The 16,208-nt window shown below is 64.5% G+C and carries 17 protein-coding genes; 9 read left to right on the top strand and 8 right to left on the bottom strand.

Annotation, left to right across the window (positions count from 1 at the left end; translation table 11 throughout):
- Window positions 1-135: 135 nt before the first annotated feature.
- Window positions 136-1,038, top strand: coding sequence for a GntR family transcriptional regulator (locus BMZ25_RS07095; RefSeq protein ID WP_092690881.1), 903 nt, complete (start codon window positions 136-138; stop codon window positions 1,036-1,038).
- On the opposite strand, the gene BMZ25_RS07090 is transcribed toward BMZ25_RS07095, so the two are convergent.
- Window positions 1,012-1,992, bottom strand: coding sequence for an aldo/keto reductase (locus BMZ25_RS07090; protein ID WP_092690878.1), 981 nt, complete (start codon window positions 1,990-1,992; stop codon window positions 1,012-1,014). The two genes, BMZ25_RS07095 and BMZ25_RS07090, sit on opposite strands and share 27 nt — an antisense overlap.
- Complete coding sequence (locus BMZ25_RS07085) at window positions 1,989-3,083, bottom strand: mannitol dehydrogenase family protein (protein WP_092690874.1); 1,095 nt, start codon at window positions 3,081-3,083, stop codon at window positions 1,989-1,991. Before BMZ25_RS07085 ends, BMZ25_RS07090 begins: the two co-directional genes overlap by 4 nt.
- 65 nt (window positions 3,084-3,148) lie before the next feature.
- Between BMZ25_RS07085 and BMZ25_RS07080 the strand changes: the two genes are divergently transcribed.
- The 5 genes from BMZ25_RS07080 to BMZ25_RS20400 all read left to right on the top strand — a co-directional run bounded on the left by BMZ25_RS07080 (window position 3,149) and on the right by BMZ25_RS20400 (window position 5,447).
- A complete protein-coding gene (locus BMZ25_RS07080; protein ID WP_092690869.1) occupies window positions 3,149-3,967 on the top strand; it encodes an amidohydrolase family protein in 819 nt (272 codons plus the stop codon).
- A gap of 11 nt (window positions 3,968-3,978) precedes the next feature.
- Window positions 3,979-4,308, top strand: coding sequence for an L-rhamnose mutarotase (locus tag BMZ25_RS07075; RefSeq protein ID WP_092691050.1), 330 nt, complete (start codon window positions 3,979-3,981; stop codon window positions 4,306-4,308).
- 103 nt (window positions 4,309-4,411) lie between these two features.
- Entirely contained in the window at window positions 4,412-4,759 is a 348-nt protein-coding gene (locus BMZ25_RS07070) for a transposase (RefSeq protein ID WP_092691047.1), read from the top strand.
- Between the two features lie 4 nt (window positions 4,760-4,763).
- The gene (locus BMZ25_RS20770; RefSeq protein ID WP_177190413.1) at window positions 4,764-4,928 is read left to right on the top strand and encodes a hypothetical protein; all 165 of its coding nucleotides are present in this window, start codon (window positions 4,764-4,766) and stop codon (window positions 4,926-4,928) included.
- 39 nt (window positions 4,929-4,967) lie between these two features.
- A complete protein-coding gene (locus BMZ25_RS20400; RefSeq protein WP_143071499.1) occupies window positions 4,968-5,447 on the top strand; it encodes a hypothetical protein in 480 nt (159 codons plus the stop codon).
- A gap of 113 nt (window positions 5,448-5,560) precedes the next feature.
- On the opposite strand, the gene BMZ25_RS07065 is transcribed toward BMZ25_RS20400, so the two are convergent.
- The 4 genes from BMZ25_RS07065 to BMZ25_RS07050 form a co-directional block, all read right to left on the bottom strand.
- Window positions 5,561-6,916 carry an amidase gene (locus BMZ25_RS07065; RefSeq protein ID WP_092690866.1) on the bottom strand — a complete coding sequence of 452 codons (1,356 nt, stop codon included), beginning with the start codon at window positions 6,914-6,916 and terminating at the stop codon, window positions 5,561-5,563.
- A complete protein-coding gene (locus BMZ25_RS07060; protein ID WP_092690863.1) occupies window positions 6,906-8,324 on the bottom strand; it encodes a TRAP transporter large permease in 1,419 nt (472 codons plus the stop codon). The genes BMZ25_RS07065 and BMZ25_RS07060 overlap by 11 nt, the downstream gene beginning before the upstream one ends.
- Window positions 8,321-8,917, bottom strand: a complete 597-nt coding sequence (locus BMZ25_RS07055; RefSeq protein WP_092690860.1) for a TRAP transporter small permease subunit — start codon at window positions 8,915-8,917, stop codon at window positions 8,321-8,323. Before BMZ25_RS07055 ends, BMZ25_RS07060 begins: the two co-directional genes overlap by 4 nt.
- An 80-nt stretch (window positions 8,918-8,997) precedes the next feature.
- Window positions 8,998-10,125, bottom strand: a complete 1,128-nt coding sequence (locus tag BMZ25_RS07050) for a TRAP transporter substrate-binding protein (RefSeq protein WP_092690858.1) — start codon at window positions 10,123-10,125, stop codon at window positions 8,998-9,000.
- Window positions 10,126-10,584: 459 nt separating this feature from the next.
- On the opposite strand from BMZ25_RS07050, the gene BMZ25_RS07045 reads away from it, so the two are divergent.
- Complete coding sequence (locus tag BMZ25_RS07045) at window positions 10,585-11,004, top strand: phasin family protein (RefSeq protein ID WP_092690856.1); 420 nt, start codon at window positions 10,585-10,587, stop codon at window positions 11,002-11,004.
- 272 nt (window positions 11,005-11,276) lie between these two features.
- On the opposite strand, the gene BMZ25_RS07040 is transcribed toward BMZ25_RS07045, so the two are convergent.
- Both BMZ25_RS07040 and BMZ25_RS07035 read right to left on the bottom strand, forming a co-directional pair.
- Window positions 11,277-12,533: a class II D-tagatose-bisphosphate aldolase, non-catalytic subunit gene (locus BMZ25_RS07040; protein ID WP_092690853.1), complete on the bottom strand. Its 1,257-nt coding sequence runs from the start codon at window positions 12,531-12,533 to the stop codon at window positions 11,277-11,279.
- Window positions 12,530-13,495, bottom strand: a complete 966-nt coding sequence (locus BMZ25_RS07035) for a sugar kinase (RefSeq protein ID WP_177190412.1) — start codon at window positions 13,493-13,495, stop codon at window positions 12,530-12,532. Before BMZ25_RS07035 ends, BMZ25_RS07040 begins: the two co-directional genes overlap by 4 nt.
- Window positions 13,496-13,518: 23 nt before the next feature.
- Between BMZ25_RS07035 and BMZ25_RS07030 the strand changes: the two genes are divergently transcribed.
- Together BMZ25_RS07030 and BMZ25_RS07025 are read left to right on the top strand one after the other, a co-directional pair.
- Window positions 13,519-14,676: a LacI family DNA-binding transcriptional regulator gene (locus BMZ25_RS07030; RefSeq protein WP_235859807.1), complete on the top strand. Its 1,158-nt coding sequence runs from the start codon at window positions 13,519-13,521 to the stop codon at window positions 14,674-14,676.
- Between the two features lie 126 nt (window positions 14,677-14,802).
- Window positions 14,803-16,119: an ABC transporter substrate-binding protein gene (locus BMZ25_RS07025; RefSeq protein WP_092690848.1), complete on the top strand. Its 1,317-nt coding sequence runs from the start codon at window positions 14,803-14,805 to the stop codon at window positions 16,117-16,119.
- Window positions 16,120-16,208 lie beyond the last annotated feature (89 nt).

Raw genomic sequence — 16,208 nt, 5'->3', positions numbered from 1 at the left:
TTCTCGATGTGCATTTTATAATTAAGAACTGTATCCGTTGCCGCTTGATTCCGGTCAATAGTTTTTTATAATTGTAATCTGTATTATTTGGAACCTCCGGCAGGGCAGTCGCCTGGTGGGGAAGTAAAGGGCCACATGGCAAGAAGCGACACGCGGTTCCGCGCCGCCTACAACCAGGTGCTGGACTACTGTGAAGGACACCCCAAGGGGGCCCATATCCCGTCCGAGGCTAGGCTGTGCGAGATCGCGGGCGTCAGCCGTACCGTGATCCGCCGCTGCCTGTCCCGCCTGGAAGAGGCGGGAATCATCAGCTGGGACGGGCGAGACAAGCGCATCCTGCGGACGCCCGTGGCTGAGGACCGCATCGATCAGCCCGAAACCTCCGGCGGGGCAGAGGACCTGGAAGAGCGGTTCCTCGATTGGGTCCTGCGCTTCGACGTACCCGCGGGCACGACCCTGTCGGTAGCCGAACTGTCACGCACTTTCTCGGTACCGCAGCACGAACTGAAGGAATTCCTCGCCGGGCTCAGTCGCTTCGGCCTCGTGTCACGCCGTCCGCAGGGTGGCTGGATACTGCTCGGCTTCACCAAGGATTTCGCGGTGGAACTGTCGGACTTCCGCTCGGTGCTGGAGCTTCACGCCGTGGCGCAGGTTGCCGAGGCGCCGGTGGATCACCCGGTCTGGTCGAAGCTCGCCGAGTTGCGTGACAGGCATCTCGATCTCAAGGCGCGGATCGACAGCGACTATCACGCATTTTCCAAGCTGGACGAGAGCTTTCACCAGGCGATCAACTCGGTCGTGAAGAACCGCTTCGTGGCCGAGTTCCAGAAGGTGATCTCGCTGATCTTCCACTACCACTTCATGTGGGACAAGACCGAGGAAAAGACCCGCAACGCCGCCGCCATAGACGAGCACTTGGCCATCATCGACGCGCTCGAGGCGCGTGATGCCCATGCGGCGCAGGAGGCGGCGCGCCGCCACCTGCGGACGTCCAAGACGACGCTGCTGTCGTCACTGCGTCATCACGATCTCGGATAGCAGGGCTTCCGCCTCGGGCGGCAGGTCCTGCGCGATGGCGTCGAGATTGCGGGTCAGCGACGAGGGCTTTGCCGTGCCAAGCAGAACCGAAGCGGCGGCTGGGTGGCGAAGGCCGAAGTGCAGCGCGGCCGTGGCAAGCGGGATGCCCGCGCCCTCAGCTCGACGCTGAAGCTCGGCCACGCGGTCGAGCACGCCGCGCGGGGCGGGGCCGTAGTCGTAAGTCGCGCCCTCGACCGGGCCGGTGGCAAGGATGCCGGAATTGAAGATCCCGCCCAGCACAAGGCTGGTCCCTGACTCGTGGCAGGCGGGCACCAGTGCCTCTTCGGCGCTGCGGTCGAGCAGCGTCAGCCGTCCGGCCAGCAGGATCGCGTCGATTGGCCCGTGGGCCATCACGTCGAGGCAAACCTGGCATTCGTTCACGCCTAGCCCGAGGGCGCCGATGCGGCCCTTCTCCTTGAGCTTCACCAGCCGCTCGTAGCCGGACCCGAGGAAATCTTCCATGTGGCCAGAGTTTGCGGACCCATGGGTATATTCGCCGATATCGTGCACATAGACGATCTCGATAAAGTCGCGCCCAAGTCGCTCCATGCTCTGTTCGAGGCTGTGCTCGATCCCGTCCCCGGAATAGTCGTATCGCACGTCGTTCTGTGCCGGGTTCACGAAACCGTCGGCCTCGGCGATCGGCGTCTTCGCAGGGCTTAGGATGCGCCCGACTTTGGTCGACACCACGGCCCCCTCGTGCCCGTGCAGGAAGCGACCCAGACGCTGCTCGGCCAGCCCGCGTCCGTAGTGCGGGGCGGTGTCGAAGTAGCGGATACCGGCGTCCCACGCCGTTTGCAGGACGGCCTGCACGTCGTCGTCGCTGGCCTCGCGATAAAGGTTCCCGGCGCTCGCAGTGCCGAAGGACACCTCGGTCACCTGTACATCGGTGCGGCCGATCTTGCGGGTCTTCATGCGTCTTCTCCCTTCAGCGCGGCCTCAAGCCTTGGTTTCGGTGTGTCATCGCCATTGGCGCGCGCCCAGTCGACAAAGGCGCCGATGCGGCGACGGAGCTTCTCGCCGTGGTTCTGGGCAATGTCCGCGATGCGGTGATCGAGGAACGGGTTGGCAAAACGGTCGAGCGTGACGGCGATGTAGTCGTCCAGTCTCGCGTCCTCGCCCGCCGCGGTAAAGCCGGGGCGCACCTCTTCGTCGTAGAGCGCGCGCAGGGCGCCCGCGAGATCGGACTCGGCCATGATCTCGCGCACGAAGTCGGGGTTCTGCCCGTCTTCCAGCCAGCGGGAGGCCAGCCATGTGTGGCCGAGGTTCAGCACAAACAGCTTCTTGCGCTCGATCAGCCCAAGGTCCGGCACCATCTGCACAGACGCGTGATCGCAGGGCAGGGTAACGCCCTTGGCCTGCTCGATGGCCCAGAGCGCATAGGGTTCGGCCACCGCGCCCGCGGGGTCCAGCGGCTCGGACACGATGCGGTCGACGAGGGAGTTCACCCAGACGACCTCTTCGGTCAGCCAGTCGCGGTAGGGTTTGTCCATGCCCTGCGCGACGTCGAGCACCAGGCCTTTCAGAGCGGCGCCGTTGTCCTGCACCAGTTCGGTCGGCATGACCTGCGGAGCCTGTCCGCCTGCCTCGAACCGCCCACGCAGCAGGTGGGCAAGCTTGGCCGGGTAGGACATGGCCGGATCGAGCGTGGCGCCCGTGTCCTCGGGGCGCGGGTTGAAGCCTGCGTCGGCGGTGTTCGACAGGATCACCTGCGCCTCCTCGGCGGCGATGCGGGCGATCTCGGCCATGTCGGGGGCGAAGGTGAGGCCGCGCGCGATGCTGTCCACGTGGCTCACGCGGTCAACCTGCTGCCCATCCTCGATGCCGCGCACCTGCACTTCATAGCCCTCGGCCATCGCGTGCAGGCGCTTCGTGCGCGAGGGATCGCCAGAGGTCTGCACCACCGTCACGGGCCGCGCGCCGGGCATCGCCTCGGACAGGAAAAGGTCCGCGTGCGCCTGCAAGAAGCGGCTCGTCCCGAACTGGAGAATGGGTGTGATTGACATGACTTCTCCGGACTGAATATAGTTTGTTATTATTTAGCACAGAACGCTACGGCAAGGACAAAACCGTGATCGACGCCCACCAGCATTTCTGGCGCATTTCGCGAGGCGACTATTCTTGGATGGACGAGAGCGTCGCCCGGATCCGGCGCGACATCCTGCCTGCGGATCTAGCGCCTCTGGCCGAGGCAGCGGGCGTGAGCGGGACGGTGTTGGTGCAGGCGGCGCCGACGGTTGAGGAGACGCTCTTCATGCTGTCGCTGGCGCAGGAGACGCCGCTGGTTCGGGGCGTGGTGGGCTGGATCGACCTGGAGGGCGACGTGTCGGGACAGCTCGACCACATCGCGCATCCAGCGCTGCGCGGTATCCGGCCAATGCTTCAGGACATCGAGGACACTGAGTGGGTCCTGCGCGAAGAAGTGGTCACGGGGTTGCGGCAGGTCGCTGCAGCGGGCTTGAGGGCGGATGCCCTGATCGTGCCGCGGCATTTCGCGGTCATCACCGAGTTGGCGCGGCGCGTGCCGGAATTGCCGATCGTGGTGGATCACTGCGCCAAGCCGGTCTTCGACGGCGGCGACCCCGGACAGGCATGGCGCGATGGAATGGCGGCACTGGCGGCGCATCCTCAGATCAGCTGCAAGCTGTCGGGACTTGCCAATGAGTACGGCCCCGGCTGGTCGGCCGCGGCGCTGCGCCCGGTCTTTGACCACGTGCTGGCCTGCTTTGGACCGCAGCGTATCATGTGGGGCAGCGACTGGCCGGTACTGGAGCTGGCGGGGGATTACGCAGGCTGGGCAGCCTGCGCTCAAGAGATGGCTGCGGACCTGCCCAAGGCATCGCGGGACGCGATCTTCGGCGGAACGGCGGCGTCGTTCTACGGGCTATGAGCGAGGATGCGATGCAGCGGATGGGACTGGTGATCGGGATCGACCCGGCGCGGATCGACGAATACAGGCGCCTGCATGCGGAGGCATGGGAAGGCGTGCTCGACCGGCTCAGAGCCTCGAACATTACAAACTACTCGATCTTCCTTCGGGAGCCCGAGAATCTCCTGTTCAGTTACTGGGAGTATCTCGGCGAGAATTTCGAGGCAGACAATGCCGCCATCGCGGCCGATCCCACGACCCGCAAGTGGTGGGCGATCTGCGGACCGATGCAGCGGCCGCTGGAAAGCCGGGGCGAGGGCGAGTGGTGGGCCGGCATGGAAGAAGTCTTTCACCTCGACTGAGCTTTCTCTATCTCAGTTCGGCACTGCTGTTACCTTGGTGTGCGCCCCTCTGGGTGGACCAGCCGGATCGGTTGAATTGATCCCTCGCGGGCTTTCAGAGCCCATGCGCAGACGCCACCGCAGTCACAGCACCGAATTCAGGCGCCAAGTCGTCGCCGAGTATCGTGGCGGCGAGACGCTCCATGCGCGCGGCCGGCGCCACGACCTGTCCAGCAACCTTATCCGTATTTGGATCGAGAAGGCCGAAGCTGGCGCTCTCGACGAGGACGTTGCGGCGACGGAACCGATGGCGGAATACGAAGCGCGGATCGCCGCGCTCGAGCGGTTGGTGGGACGCCAGGCGCTCGAGATCGAGTTTCTAAAGGGGGCTCAGCACTCAGGACGCACGCCGAGAAGCGGGCTACATCAGGGACTGCCGATCGCGCGGGCTCTCAATCCGGCGGGGATGTGAGCTGATGGGTGTCGCGCGGTCCATCTTCTATGCCGACTCCGGCCTCAAGCCTGGCGACGCGGCTATAATCGCGGAAATCCAGGCGATCACCGACGAGTTCGAGGGCTACGGCTACCGTCGTGTCGATGCCGAACTCCGCCACAGAGAGCGTCCGATCTTCTGTGTATGAGGTTGCCAGTCCATTCTGACCCCAAGAGGGAGATGGACGATGACGAAGAAGATCGACGCGAAGTTCTCGGACGAAATGATGGCGGGCTGGGAGCAGTCGGAGGACCTGCTTGGTGACGGCGGCCTGATGCAGGACCAGGACCTCAAGCGCGCGCTCATGCAGCGTATGCTCGGTACGGAGCTGACTGAGCATCTCGGCTACGAGCGCGGCGCCGAGGCACCGCCTGTGCAGGCGAACCGGCGCAACGTCGCGAGCCGCAAGACCACTGCAGACCTGCTGACGCGCTCACGGAGGTCGTCGGTTCAGCATTGCGCCGACGCCAAGTGCAGCGCTTATTGGGGCGTTACCGTCAGCGTGACGCGCAATCATTCGGCCATGAATCACCCGCAACCCGACGAACGGCGGCTGAAAGGGCCAAGCGGCGGAAGACGCCCGGTGCCGGGCGGCACCGCGCGCGTCACTTGCGGCGCGACGAGACGACGAAATCGATGCCGCACAAGAGCAGCGTCAGAAAGATGATGGCCAGTAGGTTGGCGCGCGGGACCATCCATCCGAGGATGCCAAGGAACCCGGCCAGAACCAAGAATGCGAGTGCGGCGAAAAGCTTGTCCAAGTCGTCTCCTCTCTGGCGATCAGGCGCCGATCCAGTCGAATAGCCATGTCGCTGTGCGCATCAGGCGTGCGTCCTCGCCGCGCGGGCCGACCAGCTGAACGCCCATCGGCAAGCCATTCTGCGCCGTCAGCAGCGGGAGCGTGACCGACGGCGTTCCGCAGAACGTCCACAACCCGTTGAACACGGGGTCGCCCGTAGTGGACAAATCCCGCGGTGCCGGACCGGGGGCGGCGGGGCACAGGATGGCGTTGCAGCGCTCGAATATCTGTTCCAGTCCGGAATAGAGCACCTCGCGCCAGTCCAGTGCCGACAGGTAGTCGCGCGCCAGGATGGTGTTGCCGCGCTCGATCGCGGTCCGGGTCTCGGGCCCCAGTCGGTCGGGCGCCTCATTGGCGTAGGCGTGCAGGCAGCGCGCCATCTCGGCAAGCTGGATGCGGCTGCGTGCAGTCTCGGCGCCGTCGAACGGGGCGGGCAGGGTGAACGTGAACGCCCTGTCGCCGAGGGTCTCGGCCAGCTCGTCGAACGCGGCATGAAGGTCGGGATCGGCATCGTCCCATCCCGGCGGGCGGATCATCGCGAAGACCGGCGGTGCCGGCGGGCTGCCCTGCGCCGTCCGCAAAAGGCGTGGCATCGGAATGGGCCGCGTCGCGGTATCCGCGGCGTCGTATCCATAGAGGCTGTCGGCGAGCAGGGCGGCATCCTGCGGGCCCCTGGCGAAGACCCCGACCGTGTCGAGGCTGGGGGCCTGGGCGAGTACTCCGCGCCGGGGGATCGACCCGAAGGTCGGCTTGAACCCGGTCACCCCGCAGAAGGCGGCGGGGCGGATGACCGAGCCGGCCGTCTGGGTGCCGACCGCCAGCGGAACCATGGCCGCGGCCACCGCGGCGGCGGATCCCTGAGACGACCCGCCCGGCGTGTGGGCCGTGTCGTGGGGGTTCCGCGTCTTGCCGGGATGCATGTAGGCGAGTTCTGTCGTCACGGTCTTGCCCATGATCACGGCGCCCGCCGATTTCAGCCGCTCGACGACGAAGGAATCCTCTTGCGGCTGTCGCCCCTCGTCAAGCGCCGCGCCGTTGGCCGTGGGCATGTCGGCGGTGTCGATGATGTCCTTCACCCCAACGGGCAGCCCGTGCAACGGCCCGATTGGGCGCCCCGACTTGCGCAGGGCGTCCAGGCGCTCGGCCTGCTGAAGCGCGTGGTCGCCGTCCAGCCAGGCCCAGGCCTGGATCTCGGGCTCGCGGTTGGCGATCTGCGCGAGACAGGCGCGGACCACGCTCACCGCGCTGACCTCGCCGGCGGCGAGGCGGTCCCGCAACGCCACCGCGCCGAGCGTCAGGATCGGATCCGGAGCCGCGGCCGCGGTCCTATCGTCCATAGAAGACCTCCGGCAGATAGAAGACGAGGTCGGGGAAGATGTAGACAAGCGCCATGGTGATGAAGACCATCGCGAGGAACGGCATGCATCCCTTGAAAATTTGCACCAACCGCACGTCGGGCGGCGCGATCCCCTTGAGATAGTAGGCCGACATCGCCATCGGCGGCGTGAGGAACGATGTCTGTAGATTCAGAGCCACGAGGACGCCGAAGAAGATCGGATCGACCTCGAAGATCTCCAGCAGCGGCAGGAAGATCGGGACGAAGATGATGATGATCTCGGACCATTCCAGCGGCCAGCCCAGCAGGAAGATGATCAGCTGCGCAAGGATCAGGAAGGTCAGCGGCGTCAGGTTCATGCTCTGCACGAACTCGGAGATCACCTTCTCGCCGCCGAGATACGAGAACACCGAAGAGAAGATGTAAGAGCCGATGAACAGCCAGCAGACCATCGCCGTCGTCCGCGCGGTCAGATAAACCGCCTCGCGCAGGCGCTGCCAGGTCATCGCGCGATAGACGAAGGCCAGGACGATCCCGCCGAGCGCCCCCATCGAGGCCGCCTCGGTCGGGGTCGCGAGGCCGCCCAGGATCGAGCCGAGCACGGCGAGGATCAGGAAAGCCAGCGGCAGGAACGATGTGATCAGCATCCAGACCAGCCGTGGGGTCGATATGTCGGGGATCTCACCCTCAGCCGGGCGGGGGGCGATCGAAGGCTGCAGGATGGACCGGCCCATGACGTAGACGATGTAGAGACCGGCCAGGAGCAGGCCCGGGAACATCGCCGCCGCGTAGAGTTGCACGACCGAGACCGACGCCGCGGCGCCGTAGACGATCAGCATGATCGACGGCGGGATGAGGATGCCGAGCGTGCCGCCGGCACAGATGATGCCGCTGGCGAAGCTGGTGTCGTAGCGCGCCTTCAGCATCGCCGGCAGCGCCAGCAGACCCATCAGCGTGACCACCGCGCCGACGATGCCCGAGGCCGTGGCGAACAGCGCGCAGGTCAACAGTGCCGCGACGCCCATGGAGCCCGGTATGCGCTTGGCCGCGATGTTGAGCGTGTTGAACAGCCGGTCGACGATGTTGGCGCGTTCGACCATGTAGCCCATGAACAGGAACAGCGGCACGGCGGTCAGGATCTGGTTCGACATCACCGTATAGCTCTGGTTGACGAACAGATCGAAGATCCTGTTGTTGAAGAAGCCGCCGAGCCAGGCCGAGAATGTCTCGAGACTGCCGGCGGTTTCATCCAGCCGGCCGAGCGTGCGCCACATCAGGTCGGCGTCGAAATAGGCATAATATCCGAAGCCGAGCCCCATCGCCATCAGCGTGAAGGCGATCGGAAAACCTAGGAACACGATGAGGATGAAGATTCCCAGCATCGTCACCGCGAGAACGGGGTCAGTCATGTCTGTTCTTGATCCCTGTCTTTGATGCGCGACTCTGCCGCTTCGGCCAACAGCTGGTCTTCGGTTTCGAGCACATCTTCTTCGGGTTGAAGCCAGTAGCCGTCGCGGAGGCAGATGATGCAACGCAGCACCTGCGCGAGGCCCTGAATGAACAGCAGGATCCCGGCCAGGACGATCACCGACTTGAACTGGAAGACGGGCACACCGGCGGGGCTGAACACGCTGGTTTCGGTATAGCGCCACGCCCGCGCGGCGTATTTCCAGCCGGCGAAGATCAGGGCGAGGACAGCGGGGAAAAAGAAGACGAGATAGAGGATCAGGTCCACCGTCGCCTGGACCCGTATCGGCCACAGCCGGTAGAGGAAATCGCCGCGCACATGGCCGTTGCGCGACAACGTATAGGCGCCGGCCACCATGAAGATGGACCCGTACATTATGTAGGACACGTCCAGCGACCAGCTGGTCGGGCTGTTGAAGACGTATCTGAGAAGAACCTGCAGCCCAACGCCGACCGACATCAGGATGATGAGCCACGCGAACGCCTTACCGAACCAAGATGACAGGCTGTCGGCTAGACGGATGAAACCGATCATATGTGTAAACCCTATCGCTGACACGACTCACCCGGCAAGGCGGTGCACCTTGCCGGGCGGTTCTGGCTGAGCCGGTGGACTCAGAGTTTCAGCGTCTCCGGGAAGAAGTGATTGTACGCAGCCTGGTAGTCGGGCGCGTTCATCAGCTCGTAATACGCGGTCCGCTCGACCCAGCTGCGCTGACTGTCGAGGATCCGTCGCATGATGTCCTCTTCCTCGAGCTCCGAGATCAGATCTTCCCAGGCCACCAGCTGCTGGTCCATCACGCTTTGCGGCGTGCGGTGGACGGTCACGCCGCCTTCGTTCTGCAGCCATTGCAGGTCGGCGGAATACTGGTCCAGCGCGAGGGCGTAGTTCGCCGTCGAGGCAGCTTCGACCGAGTGGATCAGGATGGCACGCAGGTCATCGTCGAGGCTGTCCATGAAGTCCTGGTTGAACAGGTACTCGAACATCTCGTTCGCCTGGTGGAACGAGCCGAGGTAGTAATTCGATGCCACGTCCTGGGCGCCGAAGTCGCGGTCCGACGACGGGTTGTTGAACTCGAACGCGTCGAGCACACCGCGTTCCATCGCCGGGACGATCTCGCCACCGGGCAGCTGCGCGACCGAAAGCCCCATGTTCTGAAGCAGGTTGGTGGCGAGCCCCACGGTGCGGTAGCGCGAGCCCTCGATGTCCGACATCGACTCGAACGGCGAGGTGAACCAGCCGAAGGGCTGAGCCGGCATCGGCATGCCGAAATAGCCGTCGACGTTCAGGCCCATCTCGTCACGGACCAGCTCGTCGAACAGCTGCTTGCCGTCGCCGGCGTAGAACCAGGACTGCAGGTTGCGCGCGTCCTGGCCAAAGACCGGTCCCGTGCCGAACAGCGACGCGGCCCTGTTCTTACCGTACCAGTAGGCAGACACGCTGTGGCTGGCATCCAGGCCGCCGTCGCTCACGGCGTCGATCACCTGGAACGCTCCGACGACGGCGCCGGCCGGCAGCAGGTCCACTTGGATACGTCCGCCGGACATGGCCTCGACGCGGTCCGCGTATTGCTGGGCCATCTGCTGCCAGATGTTCGATGCCGGCCACGAGGTCTGCATCCGCATGGTGATCGGGCTCTGGCCGACAACCGGGGGCGCAGCCAAAACACCAGCCGTGGCAGCGCCGCCAGCCAGGGCCGACTTACGCAGGAATGACCGGCGACCAATCGGGTTCTGTGACATAGTACTCCTCCCTTTTTTCTCGCCCGTCTCCCCATTTTCAGTGGAGAGCCGCCAACCGTCCTCCAAATCCGGCTGGCCACGGGCTTGGGTCGCAGCCTCGCTTGGGAATGGCGTTGTGTAAAGCCATCGTTAACTCTTCGTGGCTGGCGAGGGCGGAGGCGTCGGAGAAGTGGGCTACAGAAAGCGTTCGCAAACAGAGGTTTGCCAACTCCCTCGGCGCGCGCGGACGTAGTCGTGAAGGCGGGTGCGCGGTTATGGAGCAGCTTTGCCCGGGCCGGATGGCCGGCCTGAGCGTCGGCGCAGGGGGCGCGGTTCGCCTGTTCGACACCGCCTCTCGCACCGCCGGCGAATTTTTTGGGGGCCTCCCTGTTGAATTGCTGCAGTGCAGCATTAGATGAGGGTCAATGGCGGGAAACGGCCCGCACAACACAGTCAATTCTCTTCGAAAGGAGACCCGACATGGCCAAGCAGAACACCAAATCCGCCGCCACCGATCTGCAGAACCTGTTCGACCCGCAAGGTTATCAGGACATCTTCCAGAGCTGGGCGCAGACCGGCGAGCGCATGATGGGCATCGCTACCGAGGCGGCCACCCGCTCCACCGACATCGCGAGCGAGTCGGCCAAGGAAACGTTCTCGAACCTGCGCGAAGTTAGCCAGGTGCGTGACGAGCCCGCCGATTACGGCAAAGCCTACAGCGACTTTGCGCAGAAGCAGATGAACCTCTTCATGCGCACCGCGCAGTCGATGTCCGAAATCGGCCAGAAGACCAGCGCCGAAGCCACCGGCCTAGCCTCGCAGGCCGGCGAAGACCTGGGCAACAAGGTTGCCGCGAACACGCAGAGCGCCGCGAACACGGCGGCCAAGAAAGCCAGCTGAGGCTAGTCAGCCACAAACCAGAAACGAAGACGGCGGGTCCTGAACGGGACCCGCCGTTTTCATGTTCGTGCTGTGACATCCAATCTTCATCCACCCGAAGGCGGAGCACAGCGGTCAGCTTGGCGCCAGTGCGCCGATGGAGCGTTGGGCGATCCGCGCGGCGTTTCAGACGTGCGAAGTGCCTCGCCATCGCGATGAGCTTGGCGGCATAGGCTGCCGGGGCGCATAGCCGAGCGCAGAATGCAGCCGGCTACAACCCTGATGAGTTTCGTTCAGGGCGTCATACCCGCGGCGGCGAAATACCTGTCGATGCATCGCTGAACATGGCTTTCGATCAAGGCCCTGGGGGCTCTTGGTATCTCTCCGAAGTCCAGCCCCATGAAGAACTGTGAGATCAGCGTTTCGGACACGGGCTCGGCTTCCAGGTTCGTCAACAAGCGGTTCAGCGCCTCCGCGACAGCGGGATCGGACCAGTAATACCGGATACGGTCGCTGTAGCTGAAGGTCCGCAGGAGCTCGATCTCTTCAGGGCTGCCCTTGTAGTAGTCCCGCCAATAGGCGTCGTTCGTCTCCATCCGTGTTGCGATGACCTCTTTCAGCCGCGACGGCGCCGGGATGGGCAATTGCGCCTCCAAATCGGCCAGGGCGAAGACCGCTTCCCGGAAGCGGAAGGTGAGTTCGGGGCCGACCTTCAGGAAGAAGAAGTGGTTCTGCACCAGCGCCCGCAGCGCGGAGGCGGGCTGGTAGTCGGTGGAATGGGCCTCGAAGGTGAGGCCCGGCTCCGAAAGGATCGAGCGCGCGAGCGGCTGCGCGGCGGCGGGATCGAACTCGAAGACCGAGGTGTGGCTGAAATCCACACCGGGCTGGGTCACCACCGAGACGATGCGATCCCAGGCCGAGTCGAGGCCGTGTCTTGTGAAGGCCTCGCGGTGAGTCTCGATGGTGTCCTTGAACCGCTCGACCGAGGTGACGTCGAGGGCGTCGGGGTCGTCGGTCTCGCCGCCGGGGATCGGGACCTCTGTTCCGATGATGTAGATCAGCTGCGACGGGTCGGGCGCGTGCTTTTCGGCGACGGCGCAGAGGTCTGCTGCGCGCTCGGCGATTGCCGCAAAGCTCAAGGGCGGCTCCCCGCCCAGCGGCATGGACGCGTCGAGATGGATCTTGCGAAAGCCGGCGGCAGCGTAAAGCCGGACCAGCTCCCGCGCCTTTTCCATCGCATGCGCGGCCGACTCCTTCCGCCACGGGTTCGGGCCGAGGTGATCGCCCCCGAGGATCAGCTGCTCCATCGACGCTCCCGCCTCGTCGGCAAGGCCCGTCACCCAGGATATGAAATCGGACGGGGTCATGCCGGTGTAGCCGCCGTCCTGGTTCACCTGGTTGCATGTCGCCTCGATCACGGTGGGAAGGCCGGTCCGGGCTGCATGGGAAAGGATGGCCCGCAGGGCATGCTCGTTGGCCGTGCAGAAGCAGGGAAGCCCCTTCGCCGTGCCTGAGCGGTTCGCCTCGATGAGCGTCTTAATGTCGATCATGCCTCCCTCCCGTCTGAAACTGCTGGGGTCGAGCTCAGGAAGGCGGAGATCTGGCTGGGGCCGGAATTTCCCTCCATCGGTCCGCGCCGAGTCACCGCGATCGCGCCGGCCGCGTTGGCCTGCCGCCCGGCTTCCTCCAATCCGACGCCCTGCGCGAGGAGCGCAACGAAGGTGCCGCAAAAGCAGTCGCCCGCGCCGGTCGGATCCACTTCGTCGACGTCATGGCCGGGAAGGTCATACTTTGCGCCGTCCCCGATGATCGTCGCCCCCTTGGCGCCGCGCTTGATCGCGAGGATTTCGGCGCCAGAATGCACGAGCCGGTCGATGGCGGCGGCCTCGTCCAGGCCGGGATAGAGGTGATCCAGGTCGCTGGTGCTTGGCATGAGACAGTCGGCCTGCCCGAGGATCCGTTCGAGAGCGCCCCTGGCTTCGTCGTCCTGCATCAACTGAGGCCGCGCGTTGGGATCGCAGGTGATCTTGCCACCTGAGCCTTTCACCGCATCGGCAGCCGAGAGTATCGCGCGGCGCAGCGGCGCGCTTCCCAGCGAGGCCGCCGATACATGCAGCGCGAGCGGTCCCGGCGGCAGCATCTCGGCCGTGAAGCTCAAGGAATCCGCGGCAGTGTTTGCCAGGTGGAAGATGAAGTCCCGCGATCCGTCGTCGTAATACGACACGAAGGCTGTGCCAGTGCTCCGATCGGGCAGGACCGATACGCCTTCGGTCCCCACGCCATCCGCGCGCAGCCGCTCCAGCAACAGCCGACCGAAACCATCGTCTCCCACGCCACCGAACATCTCGGTTTCGGCGCCCATCCTGGACGCCTGGTCGAGGAAGATGGCGGGCGCTCCGCTCGGATAGGGGCCGGAGAACTCACCGATGCGCTCCAGGGCGCAGCCCTTCGTGTGCGAGATGAACTCCACGAGGAGCTCGCCTACCGTGACGATCTTGTGCCCTTCGAGCATGACGCCTCCCATGACTGCGGGGGATGCATAGCCTGAAGTTTTACGCGTGTCAAAAATCTCCGATGCTGATAGCTTCACTTTGTCAGGATGTTCAGCCAGATGGTGGAGCGATGGCAGGCAGGACCGGAGCGCCCGTGAACAAGCCGAAGATCAACACGATGGAAGAGCTCTCCACCGCGATCGGCGTGTCGCGACCGACCCTGTCGCGGTATTTCCAGGATCCCGACAGCGTCCGCAGCTCGACCTCGGAAAAGATCCGTCGTGGCCTCGAGCGCGTCGAATACATTCCCAACTTTTTTGCCACGCGGATGAACCGAAAGACGACCGGCCTGATCGGCGTCATCTTTCCGCACCTCAAGGACCTGTTCTTCACCAGCCTTCTCGAGGCGATCGAGACCGCGGCCATGGAGGCCGACCTCACGATCATCACCCAGAGCTCCCACGGCGACCCGGCGATCGAGACCCGCGCCGTTGAACAGCTGCTGTCGATGAACGCGGACGGCGTGATCGTGGCGCCGCTCGGCGAGAACAGCGATGTCGATGCCCTGAGCCGCGTGGCCGGTCGCCTTCCCTTCGTCTTCATCGATTCCCGGTTGCGGGACGCGCTGCCCGACGTCGATTTCGTCGGAACCGACAATCGGCAGAGCGTATCCCTGATCACGGACTATCTGTGCCGCACCGGAAGCCCGCCCGTGTTTCTGGGGATGCCGAGGCTGAACTCCAACAGCTTTGAGCGCGAAGCGGCCTACATCGCCGAAATGAAACATCTGGGCCACGACCCGGTCATCGTGAGCACCAATATCAAGGGCGACGGCTGGGCGTTCGAGGCCTACGCCCACGAGGTGATGGATGATCTCTTCAGCCGCGGACATCTGACCGAAAGCACCATCCTCTGCGCGAATGACAGGCTTGCGATCGGGGCCATTCGGGCGGCGAGCCGTCACGGCCTGTTCTCCAGGGGAAGGGAGGGGCGCCGGATTCTCCGAATCGCGGGCCACGATGACCACCCCTCGAGCCGGTTCATGACGCCCGCCCTGACCACGGCGGCGCAGGACACCGAGGCGATCGGACGGGGTGCGGTTCGAATACTGACTGAGCGATTGCGCAAGAGTAGCGGCGCATCGGATAAGCCCGTTTTCCAGTTACATGAGGCGGTCTTGAGAGTTCGCGAGTCGGCCTGACAACTGCCCCGTCCATGCCCATCGCGACCTGAGGGCGCCGCAGGATTCTGTGGCGCCTTTTTCATTTTCCTTGACGCAACGGGGTTTTCCGGCTCCTATCTTTACACGCGTAAAAGGGAGGTAGACATGACTGTGAAGCGAACGCTACTGGGCACCGCTGCCGGCGTCGGACTTGTCGCAGGGTCGGCGGCCGTCGCCGTGGCCGAGGAAATCACCGTCGCGACCGTGAACAACGCCGACATGATCATCATGCAGGAGCTCTCCTCGCAGTGGGAGGAGGAGACCGGCAACACGATCAACTGGGTGGTCCTCGAAGAGAACATCCTGCGTCAGCGGGTCACCACCGACATCGCGACCGGTGGCGGTCAGTACGACATCATGACCATCGGCTCTTATGAGGCGCCGATCTGGGGCAAGCAGGACTGGCTCGAGCCGCTCGACGGCATCGAGGGCTATGATTACGACGACCTGATCCCGGCCGTGAGGGCCGGCCTGTCGGTCGACGACACGCTCTATGCGCTGCCGTTCTATGCCGAGAGTTCGTTCACGATGTATCGCACCGATCTCTTCGAGGAGGCCGGGCTGGAGATGCCGGACCAGCCGACCTACGAGGAGATCATGTCCTATGCCGAGCAGCTCTCTGACAAGGAGAACGAGCTCTACGGCATCTGCCTGCGCGGCAAGCCGGGCTGGGGCGAGAACATGGCGTTCTTCGGCACGCTCGTGAACACCCATGGCGGCCGCTGGTTCGACATGGAGTGGAACCCGACGCTCGATCAGGAGCCGTGGGCCAACGCGCTCGACTACTACCTCGAGATCATGAACAATTACGGACCTCCGGGTGCGGCCTCGAACGGCTTCAACGAGAACCAGGCGCTGTTCCAGACCGGCAAGTGCGCGATGTGGATCGACGCCACCTCGGCAGCGGGGCGGGTCTTTAATCCCGAGGAATCGCAGGTCGCCGACGATGTCGGCTTTACGGCCGCTCCGGTCGCCGAAGTCGACAAGGGCAACGCGTGGTTCTGGGCCTGGTCGCTCGCCATCCCGGCGAGCTCGCAGAAAATCGATGTCGCGAAGGACTTCATGGCCTGGGCCACGAGTGAAGAGTACGTGAACCTCGTCGGCGAAGAAAAGGGCTGGGTCGCGGTGCCGCCGGGCACCCGCGCATCCACCTACGAGAACGAGAACTATGTCGAGGCGGCGCCGTTCGCCGAAACGGTTCTGAACTCGATCCAGGCGGCCGATCCGGCCGACGCCACGGCGGAGCCTGTTCCCTACACCGGCATCCAGTATGTCGCGATCCCTGAATTCCAGGGCATCGGGACGCTGGTCGGGCAGAACATCTCGGCGGCCCTGACCGGCCAGATGTCCCCTGAAGACGCGCTCGCACGGTCGCAGCAGGCGACGCAGCGCGAGATCGACCGCGCGGGTTACGCAGAGTAACCCTCCCTGCCCGGGAACCGGTGCCATCCGGTTCCCGGCGTTTAGCACCTCGGCGCACGACCGCGCCGTCTTCCACATCACCAGACAGG

This window comes from Tranquillimonas rosea (assembly GCF_900111315.1).
In the GTDB taxonomy this organism is placed as follows: domain Bacteria; phylum Pseudomonadota; class Alphaproteobacteria; order Rhodobacterales; family Rhodobacteraceae; genus Tranquillimonas; species Tranquillimonas rosea.
The sequence above is the reverse complement of the archived record's forward strand: the minus strand, read 5'-3'. Positions and strand labels throughout refer to the sequence as shown.